The organism is Flammeovirga sp. EKP202, from assembly GCF_014534745.1.
In the GTDB taxonomy this organism is placed as follows: domain Bacteria; phylum Bacteroidota; class Bacteroidia; order Cytophagales; family Flammeovirgaceae; genus Flammeovirga.
Genome location: NZ_JACVVP010000073.1, coordinates 1 through 12,625, shown reverse-complemented (window position 1 = coordinate 12,625; position 12,625 = coordinate 1). Strand labels below are relative to the sequence as shown.

The following is a 12,625-nucleotide window of genomic DNA, read 5'->3' as shown; positions in this document are numbered from 1 at the left end:
TAATTAGAATTTACCCCCCTTTATCACATAATAAAATCATTTAAAAAAATCGTAATGGCAACATGCCATAATTAGAATAATTTGCACAAGAGACGTTAAAAACACGTATTACTCATCGTAATGGCAACATGCCATAATTAGAATTACTGGTTTAGCACAAGGCATTTCAAATTGGTTTACATCGTAATGGCAACATGCCATAATTAGAATTTGTTTTTAAGTTCTTGATAACCTATAAATTTCCAATCGTAATGGCAACATGCCATAATTAGAATCACTTTGAAGGTGAGGAAAGAAAAGTGACTGACAACATCGTAATGGCAACATGCCATAATTAGAATTATAAACAGGTTTACTATGGAAGGAATAGTTTTTTGCATCGTAATGGCAACATGCCATAATTAGAATAATACAGTATAGATATTTCTGAGGTCAAATAACTAATCGTAATGGCAACATGCCATAATTAGAATAAGCAAAATTAACAGCCGAAGAAAGATTATTAATCGCATCGTAATGGCAACATGCCATAATTAGAATTCCGAGCGTGTACTCCTCGACAAGGTCGTGTACGCATCGTAATGGCAACATGCCATAATTAGAATCTAAAAACGCAGGTGGATCCATTAAGAAAGGATCTAAATCGTAATGGCAACATGCCATAATTAGAATACGTACAAAAATAAGAAAAAAACAGCTCATATACGCTCTAATCCCACTTTTATAAATAGTTTTTCCATCCCTAATGTTGTCGATCCTCAATAATAGGATTACCCCCTACCTTCGACAACGCAGAAAACATTTCAGAAATACACAAAAACTATATTTTTAATATAATTACAAACTGTCAAAGAACAATTCTTGGGAAGTCGACAACCCAAGATTATAAAAATGAGGACGTATTTACAGATGAATCACCAAGAATTTCAGTCTTCATCCACTTTTCTGCTCGAACTGAATATACTCTTACATTATCATTATTACTGATAATATCATTCAGTTCATCTTTCAATTGCTGATACTCCAAACCTGTCAGCTCACCTTCCAAAACAGAATTTTGTACCCAATGCAAATACCTGCGACAGGTCTTTAAAACCTTACCAACTCTTTTTACATCAATATCATAACACAATATTATATACATCTTTAACTCTATTAATAGTTACCACCATATTTTAAAAGGTTGGTATTCTTCTACATCAAGAATATGTTTGATTAATTTATAGCATTCCAATAAAACTAAACGCTTATAGGACACCTCTCTTTGTAAGTCTCGATGCTTTATTGTTTCCTTCAATTTCGAATCATAGGCTTCCAGAAACTTTTGTCGTGAAGAATCTTTTAAAACACACTTACCCAATTCTTTCTGAAAATCATGCTCTTGAATAACCCTTTTATTCAGCATTGAAAAGATAAGCCGGTCTACCAAAATAGGTTTAAATATTTCAGCTAGATCCAATGCTAAAGAATAACGCCTCATACCAGGTTCATGTAAGAAACTAATCGTGGGATTGAGTTGACTATGATACAGCATATCCATACACGTTGTATAACACATCATATTCCCAAAACTAATTAAAGCATTCACTTCATTTTTGGGAGGCTGTTTACTTCTTCCATCCATTCTGAAATCCTTGATGATTAAATCAAATGCCTGATAATACACCTGACGTATATTCCCTTCTATACCCATTAGTTCAGGTACTTTCCTTGAAAAAGGAATACTCATTCTTAACTCTTCAATTTGCTCAATAATCATTGAAAGTTGATCCATTCCCCTTCTTCTATAATATTGTAAATTCTTCAGAATATTAGAAGATGCCCCATCCACGAAACGTTGTGCCAAAACAATCCTTTTCGCTTTATGATGATAATGCAATGTTTGAGCGACTTGTACCTGACCAGCTAGAAGTTTTTCCTTTGGATAAAAAGAACCTGTGTAGTGTTCATAGTAATCAAAGAAATGAACAGGTATACCATTTTTACCCATAAAATTATAAAAGGAAGTATTTGCATCCAGCTCCCCAAAACAATAAATAGATTCAATGTCCGTAACAGGTAAAACTCTTTGCTTTCCTTCTTTATTTTTAAATCTCAAAGTATTGTCTTTCCTTGAAACTCTTCCGGGATTTAAGAAATAATATGGCTTTTTCATCTGTATAGTATTCTATAATTTCACCTTAAACCTCATGTCCTATATAGCAGAAGTCATAAAATGAACAGTTTTTACAAAAGGGTTTATCAATACAAGAAGGGCATTCAGAGGTTTGAGATAATTCTTCTACCTCATTTTTCCACTTTTTCACTTCAGCTCTCAGCTCATCATTCATCACTAATTCCTTTGTCTTCCGAAGTAACGGGTATTCTAAACGAGCTTTAGGTTTTTCTACTCCCATTTGCTCCAGGGTATATAGATAATAAAGAACTTGTGCTTCATGTGCCCACTCCATTTTATCAGAGGTTTTAACTTCCATAACAGTATTCGTTTTCGGGTCGAAGTAATCAATTTTACCGCATCCCAGATCTATCTCCCTCCACTTTTCAGCCCTTTGTTTATAAGCTGTATCGTGAAGATGCTTTCCTTCTAATACCCTTTCCGATGAAGTTTCCATACTGATACCCTTCAGTATAAGCCAAAGCTTACGTTTGCAGATATGAAGGTAATGTATGTGTTGTCCAGTAACCATATAAAAGTTTTTTCAAGATGTCAAAAAACGTATTGAGAAGAGAATAGCATTAGATAAAATTTCTATCACTTCCTCTTACATCAACCACTTTAAATCTCTTTTCAGAAAAAGTTTGAATCAAACCTTTCAATAAGGTTACAAGCTTTTTTTGCTCCACTCTAAATGGAGAAATACTTCTTCCTGTTCCTTTATCTCCAAGTAGTTTTAGCCTCTTTTTAAAAGCATCAGAAGGTTTTTCCCTTTCTTTAAAATCTAAAAAACGATACTGTTCAGCTCCAATATAGGGCATTGTAACAACCTCATATTGAATATCAGTGTTTCTTGATTCCAACATTCTGTCTACCACAATTATTCTTTCACCATTTACCTCTTTTTCTTCAATAATATCTTTGTGTGTTAGAATCCATTCAATGCTATATTGTGTTTCTAGTCCACCTTCATCCAAGTCTATTACCTTCACTATTGGAATTGATCCCTTAAATGTTAAATAGGTTTCTAAATAATCATTCCACCACCTACTCCATTCTTTACCTTCTTGAGGATATTGTTTTGAAAGATGATAAATAGTCGAATTTATTTTCAGATAGTAACTATAACGTTCTTTAGTCTTTTCTGGTAACTTAGATGAATTCAAATACTTTGAAAGCTCTTCCTCAAAAATCTTAACGCTCTCGTAATTATTATTCTCCTTAAAATTTTTGAAAACAGAGAATAGATATTCACCATAAAGTAAAGGTACTTTCTCTTTATAAAATTTAGGGTCATCCATACTAACGCTTATTGCATCTACAAAGGTATTATAGTCAAGGTGATCTAACTGATCTGCAGAATTAGTTAATGCTTTTTTAAGTAAAGTAAAACAAGTCGTCATAGACTTATTTCCTCCTTTCAATGAACTATCATAATGTATCACTACTTTACCCTCCTTTCCTCCACGAGCATACCTTCCAAACCTCTGAATAAATGACCTGCTGTTAAACCCTGTTTGCATCAAACCATAATCCACTCCAAAGTTTGCACCTACCTCTACTTTACTTGTAGCAAGTATTATTGGTTTATCATTATCAGATTCTTGCAATTGATGATATCCTGTTACTACTCTTATTCTTTCTTCCCCAAAAAGTTCTTCAATCTCTGATTTAAGATGGTTAAGCTGATGTAAAGCATTAAAAATAATAAGTACCTTCTCACCTTTTTTTACTCTCTCAACTACTTCATCTACATTATTAATAATTACTTCTAAGAAAGAATCAGACTTTACAATTTTAACTTCAATCCCTCCCCTTATTTTTCTTGAACTTACAGCATCTTGAATTATCTTTTCTTCTAGGATAGTGTAATGGTTTTTATTGACTTTTTTATCATCATCCAATAAACATTGTTCAATATCCTTTATCGTTACATTTTCACTTTCTAAAACTTGTTCTAACTTTCTTTCTGGAGTTGCGGATACAAATAAGAATCGAGCAGAATTTCTTATAAAACACTCTCTGAGTTTAGTTAATGTCAGAATATTTGCAATTTGTTCTTCATCATATAAGTGAAACTCATCAAAGACAAAAAAGTCAAAGCGTTTAAGAAAATGAATTACCGTCTTACCTCCGGAGTTTTTCCAGGATTGATTCAACCATTTATCCATGCTCTTTTTAATATTCTTATCATATCCACCATGCATTGCATAGTTTAAAATATCTGGATTTGTGATTAGAATATCAGAACTTTCGGCTAACTCCAAACAATACTCCCAACGGTTTTTACTTCCCTTTTTCTCTGCTTCATCCAAAGACTGTCCTGTCAGTTTATTAATCTTTAAACCTTTAAAAGTAATAGAAAAGTTTTCATGCAATTCATCAATTAAAGTATTGGTAGGTAAGATTAAAAGACCTTTTTTCTTATTGAGTCCTCTATCTTTGAGTACAGGAAATACAAACCCGTAAGACTTACCTGTTCCAGTGGGAGCATATAAAAAAGTATATAATGGCAACGTATCAAATTGATCTCGTAAGATCAATTGAGACTTGTGCATATAACCCTCAAAAATTCCATCCCTAGTGTAGAACTTTTCTTTCACCTCAGTCTGCTTTACATACTGAGGTGAAAGTTTTAATGTGATGACATTATCAGAAATCATAATACCTATGAATTAGTTGGTTGTAAAGAATCCTCCATAATTTTGAATGCTGTATCAGGAGAAATATATTTTAATAAAACATACTGTTCCAATACATAGGCTTTTTCATAGGGTTCATTCTGAATCAAGTCAGCCACTTTTTCAAGGTTATTGAATACCTCCTTTTGAGTGAAAATATTTAACCATAAAGTATCTGGTTTTTTAGTTCTTTCTTTTACACTGACTAGTGTTTCTCTTCCATTCCCTACTCTCAAAACTGAAGGTATTTCGAGTGGTTCTCTACTGAAAATCTGACACTCAAATACACTTCCTACAGCTACACCTTGAGTATAAAACAAAGTTTTATACGGAGATTTACTACTCTTTGTAATTGCATCTGTATTCACAAACCCATCTACATTAAATAGGGTATTTCGAGTGTATACTTCAGTATAAGTATAATCTACGGGCGTTGCTACTGATACATAAAACCCCCAATCCTTAATCTCCTGATAAAATGGTTTTCTTCTATATTTTGGTGTTTCCCAATTTTCAACCAACACTTTTCTCAAAGCATAGGTTAGTGCCAAATCACCAATAAATGGAGCAGTATAAACTCCATTTGAGTTTTCTGTATTATAAAACAAGTGGTTCAATAACGTCAGCTCTATTGTATATACATGCATCTTATTGTAATTAAAGTGAACATAAGGAGACCGTGATTTACAACCTCCTTTATATATCCTAAAGCCTAACGTTTCTTTTTACCTTTTATCACTCCTATATCTTGAAGAAATTTTTCGGATAAATTCTGGAATCCTTTGTATTCTTTTTCCAAATCCTTACCACTTTCCCAAACTTCTTTAACAGCTTTGACAAGCTCTTCACCATTAAGTAAATTCTCACTATAGAAAGATTCCATAACTTCTGAAACCTTCTTACTGACATTATCAAGAGTTGGCTCTAGAGAATGATCCCAATCTCTTGAGATCAAATAGCTATTAATAGCAGCTTCTTCTCTACCAAAGCCAACACCAACAATATGGTTCACCATATTCATACCTGTTGTTCTACTTTGGGCACCATATCTATTTTCATAGATCACTGCTGAAAGAAGGTGAAACAACATAATTGGAGTAACATTCTCCAGTGTAATAAAATGAGGGATTAAAGCACCTTGTTTTACATATTGTACCTGGAATAAAGATTGTCTAAGTTTTCCTTCTTCCTCATCCCACATAGTACCACTTTCACCTAATGCATTATGTTGTAATGTATCAGAAATATCATTAACATCCTGTATCGAGTATCCCCAATCATACACTACTCTTGTAGGTAAGCCCACTGCATCACCTGACTCTGTAACTGAATCACCAAACGTTATGGAATTGACATTCGCTAAATAATCACTCTTTTTGATAGAATTATAATGCAATTCTTCACTAACTGCATCAAACAAACGAGCTTGTTTTAAACCACGCAATTTTTCTCTGCTTTTTAATTTTCTAGCGGGAATTTCAAGAGCTTCCTTACCTGATGGAAATTTATAACTCAATACCTCATCCGGTGATGTACTTCTAATAATCATTGGGTTGACTACCTCTCTAACAATAGCTATTTTAATACACCCTAGTTTATTAGTCTTAAGGTTATCAATAAATAAACCTCTATCCTCGATTACTTTAAATAAGTCTTTCATGATTTTTTACCAGTGTTTATAAATTAGTTATTTGATTTTTTTTCAACATTCTTTTTTTCAAAATACTCTGCTACTTTCTCTGAATAGATAAAAGCAAATTGATTGATTAGCATCTTCTCTTTTGTTTTTGCAGGAAAACTACCTCCCCATTCATTTGTATACATATCATACAACAATTCAGAAAATGCTCTAGAAGCATTTCTCAATTGATCACTTGGTATATATTTATCTGCTTGAAAAGTCTTTTGTAGAGCACCTGCAACCATCGTTACAATATATTCTTGTTCTGGCTGATTATCTTTTACAGCTGTTTTCATAACATCTAATGCTATTCTAATAATCTTACTTTGCTGAGAAGTATTTTTATTTTCTTGTTTGATAGATACAGCTATTTCAGCCAATTTGCTCATCGAAATCATATTTGAAAAATATTGTGGTTTTGATTCAATAAATGTTTTAATTTTTTTCTTGACACCGCCAATTAAGGTTTTTGCTTTATTCTCTTTCTCTTTTGCTTCAACTCTTTTCACATAATCACCATACAATCGAAACAAATGATTGCGATCTCCAGCATAAGAAAGTATATATCCGGAATTTAGATTCTTACCTACTTTAGACAGTTCCCAAATAATTGAGATTTCATTGACCACTTGATCAATTTCAAAAAGTCTTACTTTATCCCATCCAAGTTGTTTAGCAAACCTTGGAGCATTTTCATAATGAAAAATTGCTTTATGAGGTCGATAAGGAGTCATGATACTTGTTACAAAACATCTTATACCAAGTCTTGAGGCAATACGGATATTTTTACTGATAAAGTAAAATTGTGATTCTACATCTTTCCCCACATCCATCAACTCATACTCATGATGCTTCTGATCTAAAATGGCTCCACTATCTACCTTTATCTTATTATCCTCAATCCCTATATCACCTTTTGCAACTGCAATCATTTCTAATAGGTTATTCTGTAGTGGTAAGCCAAAACCCCATTCGCAAAAATCTCTATAAACTGCTATATGAGCTTCTTTTTGATTTCCATTTGGGAAATATTTTTTACGAATCTGATTTTCAGAAATGGCGATATCTGATATCTTCGTTTTGGGAGATGTAGTCAGATAAGATGGAGCTCTCCTACTATAACCTCTAGCTTTTAATCCAAAAGCTTTAACCTCTTCATATTTCTCTGTTGCAAAAGCGTTAGTCACTACACATCTTTCTTCTGCTTCAGGAATAAATAAATCTTTTTCCCATAGCTTATTCTTAGAATTGGGATAATCAAGATAGGTTGATATTATCTCTGAAATATCATTAGAACTCTCATTACCTCCTAAATCATCTTCATTGGGGTTAAGTTGGGTCATGATATTTTCAAGGTACTCTTCTACAACCTCTTCTGGATCATCACCAATCAACCCATTAATAACTCCTTCTGCCCAAATGATTGCATATAGTGTCTTAATAAGGTTACTAGGTGATTTTACATAAGATTTAAAATATTCAGTAACTTCATTAGGAGTTGATAATATAGGTGAGATTTCACTTTCAACTTTCCATTCCCAACCATCATAGAATGGTTCATCACTTTTACTAAAAGTAGAAAAGTTATCCTTCCATGCTTTTACTTTCTTCTCATTTATAAAAAGTGTTTTCTTCAAGCACATTAAAGATCTAAAAAGTTTACCTTCCTCTGAATCTACATTAGTAAACATCAAATAAACCTTCTGGTTTTTTTCATCAAACCGGGAGTCGATATAAGATGATAATTTTAGCTTTTCAATTAAAGTTAATAAACTTTGAAACCCATATTCACTTGAAAAACTTGATGCACCATTTGAAGCCATAGATAAGAACTTGTTTGAAAGTCTTTCATTTTCCATCAATGCTTCATTCCAAATGTCCTCACTCAAAGGTTTCTTACTAAGAAAATCGAAATTGATTGTCTGAAAATCTACTTTAGTAAGATTAGCAACATCTACTTCCTCACTATCGTTAGCAATTTCTATCGATCTCTTTTCTAAATGAGTATCAAATGGTTTCCCGAAAAAGATGATGCCATTATACGTAAGTCCTATTACCTGTCTTTTAGATTCTTGTAAGGCTAGCAATACACCAAAAAGAGCTTGTTTGGATAACATCTTAAATGGATTCTCATTTAAAGAGACGTAATTCAACTCGAGATCCATATCAAAGCTTTCTAGTAAGCTTTTAATATGTAAAAACATCCCTCTCACATTATTATATCCATCTGCATATCTTTTTGACTCTATGAGTGTTCCATCCTCTTGCTTATTATATTGAATAGCACCTCCCATTGAAGCAACCTTATCAGCAAACCTCGATAACTTTTCAAATATTTCAGTAATACCTTTAGGAAGGTTCATTTCTCTCATTGCAGAAGCTACTGATGTCCTATTTTCTGCATTGAGAGCTACATTTTGTACATCACCCCAGTAATCTTCTACTCCAGGAAAAAAATCTGGGATTTTAAGTTTTTCATGAAGGTTATCTTGATTATCAGCGATTTCATTAAAAGCATGTAAGAGTGATCCTTCAATCAATTTATTTGCATCATGTAAGAAAAAACCTAGACAAAATACCTTCAACCAAATCTCATAATCTTTATTAGATTCTTCCTTAAAACTAATTATTACCTTTTCAAATACTTGAACACTAGGAAAAAGTCCTTGCAGAATATGAATATGATAAGGCATATCATAACTATCATAAACTATCTTATCAGTCTCATAATAGCCTTTTGCTTCTTTTATACCATATTGTTCGATCAATGCTGGAAATAGTGTCTTAAAAAGCTGATCCAACACAAGCTGAGACTTTTCAAGAACAAACATTCCTTTAACAATTTCAAAATTCATTTCTATGTAATGTTAGTTTTGTAATACATCTAAATAACCAAACCCTCTTGCTGTATTCTCCATAAAACCACCATAGTAGATCAATTTATGAATTGAAACTGGAGCTACTAGTTCGAAGTCATATTCATAACCTTTTATTCCAACAGGCTTTTCACTACTTGATGGGGTAAAATATAGACGTTTTTCCTTTATTCTATTTCCTATTAATGAGAAGCGAAGGTCTTCAATTCCTTCTTCTAAGCCTTCATCTTTAATACCAAACTGATAAAGAATATCTGTCTTTCTTAAGAAGTGATCTTGTAGCTTTTCAATAAAAAGTGGTTCATTAGGTCGAATAACTCTTCCTTTTCTCTCATCTTTTTTCTTTTCTGATAACGAGCTTGGAGTACGTAATTTGTATCTCATTTTATTTGAAAAATGAGGAACCTTCATATTTTTTTCTCCAACAATCTTAAAAATTTTAGTTCCGTACTTATCAGCCAAATATAATGTCTCGTCTAATAGAATAGCTTTATTAAAAGCTTTTGACAGAATAAGATCATAAAACCTAACATCCAAAACATATTCGTTACCCTTCACTTGGATGCAATGATCTAATGTAGAGTAATTGAGAGGTCTTAACCTTGAAATAAATAATTTAGCTGAATGACCTTTACCATACTTGGTTCCACCATTATGAAGTTTCTCTCCTAGTAGAGGGTCAACTTCCGATATTTTATTGTTGATAATATTTCCAACAACAGTGGTGAAGTTATAAGTCAATTTTGCATTTTCAGTAATACACCGGAGTTTTAGTTGTTTATGCATTTTGTATTTTTTTATGTTATGCTAATCTCATTATTAACAGGGTAAAACTCAATTAAAACACCTAGTGGTTTTTTATTTTAAGTCTAATAGTTTACTTATTCTCCAAAATGGAGAATTAATATTACAGCTCAGAATAATAAGCTCTCTTTAATTCTTCTTGAACATGATAAAGAAGAGATTTTGGTTGTATATCCATCACATGACCAGGTATCCCAAGAATAAATCTTCCTACCCCCTTATAACTAAATACTTCACCTTCATACTTATAGATAAAATTATCATTTCTTGTGTTGATCTCAGTAAGGTATTGTCGGCTCTCAGGGTATGTTTCCTTCATCAATTGATAGCCTAATGTTGTCAATAGAAAAGAGATTTTTCTTACTTCCTTAGATGCAGTTCCAAAAATATCACATTGAACATCTACGTACCTTTCCTTATAGTACCTTGGCCTAGTAGTAATTTCCACATATTCTGCTCTACTTAACTTAAATTGTTTTAGTTGATGATCTTTTAGGTCAAAACACCATAACCGCCTGTTTCGATCAAATAGAGAAATTGGTTCCACTTTAAAATCACCAGTATATCCTTTAGAATTTTGATACTTTAGTAAGTTGATACACTTATCATCAATAATTGCTTCCTTTATATGATCAACTTTTACTAAATCTTCACTACTCAAGTTAAACAGTCCTAATAGCTCTTCTTGCCTTACTCTCCAGTGTCTGGGTTTAACTTTTATAACTTCTACGTCAGCATCTTTAAGCAAAGTTAGATTTTTATAGATTCCTTTATTTTTCATCTCTAAAGCAACTTCTAACTCTTCTAAAGATACCCCTTCTTCTCTTGTAAGTAATTGTAATAGCTTGATTATATTTTTTACATCTGCCATAAGTTTAAACAAAAAAATAAGATACTAATAGCTCTGTCTATTATTGACTATAATGTCAATTTTAAAACTAAAATATACTGTTTTACAAATGATTTTACACTTTGTTAACATGTATTACCAAGTACGTAATCTGTGATACTAATAATAGTATTACAAAAACCGAATCTCACTCCCCTCTTTCTCCGCAAAACCTTCAGCGACCAATATTGCTCCCACAAAAGAAGTAGTGCCTACTTTATTTGTTCTTTGCTGAATCCATTCTCCCAAACTACCCTCAGCAGGTGAGGTTCTAGAAGTGCCAATTGGAACGGTCATTCCTTCAAATTCAGAAAGCAATTGACGATAGGTTTCTTTGCTAATCTCTAGTTTAGAGGACAGGTGCTCCCCCATATAAATAGTAGTACCTTTATGAACACTTCCTGTATACTCAAATGCACTTCTTTTCCCCCAAGTGCTTAACTTCTTAATATTCTTCTTCAAAATATTCAACGGTTTAAAAGTAACATCAACGGACTCCACAATCTCCTTGGTTACAAAAGTATCTGCCATTGAGAATAGAAGCATTTCTGTATAATATAGTTCCGTTCTTCCATCCTCCCATAATTCCGGATGTACTGCTTTGATCAGCTGATTCATTTCATTGTAGGCCTCATCTTTTGGAATATATAACTGCTTATCTCGATTGGCAATAAACTGTTTTTCCATTGCTAATGGTGAATCGATCTGATAGAGTTCCTTATGCTTTAATCGAAGCAATACTTCTATATCAAAAGCATTCATCTTGGAATTTCTACCCAATGGCATTGGGAAAAATTGAGAACCTGATTCTCTCGAAAGTAAAATCCAGTTAAGCGTGTACGCCACCCTAGCATCATAGATTATACATTCCTCTGGGTACATAAAAGAAGCCACCTTAGAGTAACTCGCTATTCTGCTAAAAGGCTTCTCTCCTTTTTCAATAAAATTATAAATGATAGGCAAAGTATCTTCACGATTGGCGGCTTTGATTACTCCCCAATCTACAATCAACCACATCGAGAGGTCTTCGAATTTTACTCTGTCTTGTTTATGGAAGCGATGCAAAGCATAATGTACCATTTTCTTTACTCGAATTTCCTTTTCAAAAACCGGTAACTGAAGAAGTCCATCCAATTCAGGAGTAGAAATTACTTGCAGTTCTACCAATCGAGACAGATCAGATTTCCAAGAATAAAGAGACGAAAACTCTTCTTTGTAAAGTTGAAGAGCCTCAACAATAGTTGCTATTTCGTAGGTCACGGCTTTATATTTTTAGTGTATATAGAAGTTTATTTTTAATGCATCACAATGTACCCATTTATTCAATGTTACGAAACAACTCTTTTGCTTTGTGATGAAAAAATTGAGTAAAAATGAACATAATAATGCGAGAAAAAGGTGAAAAAAAGAGACTTACAAATCTTGTAAGCCTCTCCATTCTAACTATTATTACAAGTAATCTTTAAGTACTAAGACAAAATTATATATCACTAATTCATATTATTTTTTCCGATTACTGCCTTTCAAAAACTTTAAATA

10 protein-coding genes and 1 CRISPR repeat array (1 of these 11 cut by a window edge) are annotated in these 12,625 nt (G+C 32.6%); all 10 genes read right to left on the bottom strand.

The genetic code is table 11. The annotated features are described in order from the left end of the window. Positions 1-672: direct repeats of the CRISPR family, unit length 30 nt; unit sequence ATCGTAATGGCAACATGCCATAATTAGAAT (it extends 1,601 nt beyond the left edge of the window). A gap of 211 nt (positions 673-883) precedes the next feature. Next, positions 884-1,144, bottom strand: coding sequence for a CRISPR-associated endonuclease Cas2 (gene cas2, locus IC221_RS26910; RefSeq protein ID WP_188171911.1), 261 nt, complete (start codon positions 1,142-1,144; stop codon positions 884-886). 18 nt (positions 1,145-1,162) lie between these two features. Beyond that, the gene (cas1b, locus tag IC221_RS26905) at positions 1,163-2,155 is read right to left on the bottom strand and encodes a type I-B CRISPR-associated endonuclease Cas1b (protein WP_188171910.1); all 993 of its coding nucleotides are present in this window, start codon (positions 2,153-2,155) and stop codon (positions 1,163-1,165) included. A gap of 25 nt (positions 2,156-2,180) precedes the next feature. After that, complete coding sequence (gene cas4 / locus IC221_RS26900) at positions 2,181-2,687, bottom strand: CRISPR-associated protein Cas4 (RefSeq protein ID WP_188171909.1); 507 nt, start codon at positions 2,685-2,687, stop codon at positions 2,181-2,183. Between the two features lie 49 nt (positions 2,688-2,736). After that, positions 2,737-4,818 carry a type I-D CRISPR-associated helicase Cas3' gene (gene cas3, locus IC221_RS26895; protein ID WP_188171908.1) on the bottom strand — a complete coding sequence of 694 codons (2,082 nt, stop codon included), beginning with the start codon at positions 4,816-4,818 and terminating at the stop codon, positions 2,737-2,739. Positions 4,819-4,823: 5 nt separating this feature from the next. Next, a complete protein-coding gene (gene cas5d / locus IC221_RS26890; protein ID WP_188171907.1) occupies positions 4,824-5,483 on the bottom strand; it encodes a type I-D CRISPR-associated protein Cas5/Csc1 in 660 nt (219 codons plus the stop codon). 65 nt (positions 5,484-5,548) lie between these two features. Further along, a complete protein-coding gene (cas7d, locus tag IC221_RS26885) occupies positions 5,549-6,496 on the bottom strand; it encodes a type I-D CRISPR-associated protein Cas7/Csc2 (protein ID WP_188171906.1) in 948 nt (315 codons plus the stop codon). Positions 6,497-6,519: 23 nt separating this feature from the next. After that, positions 6,520-9,372, bottom strand: a complete 2,853-nt coding sequence (locus tag IC221_RS26880; RefSeq protein ID WP_188171905.1) for a hypothetical protein — start codon at positions 9,370-9,372, stop codon at positions 6,520-6,522. Positions 9,373-9,384: 12 nt separating this feature from the next. After that, complete coding sequence (locus IC221_RS26875) at positions 9,385-10,179, bottom strand: CRISPR-associated endoribonuclease Cas6 (RefSeq protein WP_188171904.1); 795 nt, start codon at positions 10,177-10,179, stop codon at positions 9,385-9,387. 121 nt (positions 10,180-10,300) lie between these two features. Beyond that, positions 10,301-11,068, bottom strand: coding sequence for a WYL domain-containing protein (locus IC221_RS26870; RefSeq protein ID WP_188171903.1), 768 nt, complete (start codon positions 11,066-11,068; stop codon positions 10,301-10,303). 150 nt (positions 11,069-11,218) lie between these two features. Further along, positions 11,219-12,346, bottom strand: coding sequence for a hypothetical protein (locus IC221_RS26865; protein ID WP_188171902.1), 1,128 nt, complete (start codon positions 12,344-12,346; stop codon positions 11,219-11,221). Between the last annotated feature and the right edge of the window lie 279 nt (positions 12,347-12,625).

Bases quoted from the DNA above. Each gene is read 5' to 3' on its own strand.
- IC221_RS26880 (WP_188171905.1), bottom strand. From the start codon at position 9,372: ATGAATTTTGAAATTGTTAAAGGAATGTTTGTTCTTGAAAAGTCTCAG.
- cas2 (WP_188171911.1), bottom strand. From the start codon at position 1,144: ATGTATATAATATTGTGTTATGATATTGATGTAAAAAGAGTTGGTAAG.
- cas1b (WP_188171910.1), bottom strand. From the start codon at position 2,155: ATGAAAAAGCCATATTATTTCTTAAATCCCGGAAGAGTTTCAAGGAAA.
- IC221_RS26875 (WP_188171904.1), bottom strand. From the start codon at position 10,179: ATGCATAAACAACTAAAACTCCGGTGTATTACTGAAAATGCAAAATTG.
- cas3 (WP_188171908.1), bottom strand. From the start codon at position 4,818: ATGATTTCTGATAATGTCATCACATTAAAACTTTCACCTCAGTATGTA.
- cas7d (WP_188171906.1), bottom strand. From the start codon at position 6,496: ATGAAAGACTTATTTAAAGTAATCGAGGATAGAGGTTTATTTATTGAT.
- cas4 (WP_188171909.1), bottom strand. From the start codon at position 2,687: ATGGTTACTGGACAACACATACATTACCTTCATATCTGCAAACGTAAG.
- IC221_RS26870 (WP_188171903.1), bottom strand. From the start codon at position 11,068: ATGGCAGATGTAAAAAATATAATCAAGCTATTACAATTACTTACAAGA.
- cas5d (WP_188171907.1), bottom strand. From the start codon at position 5,483: ATGCATGTATATACAATAGAGCTGACGTTATTGAACCACTTGTTTTAT.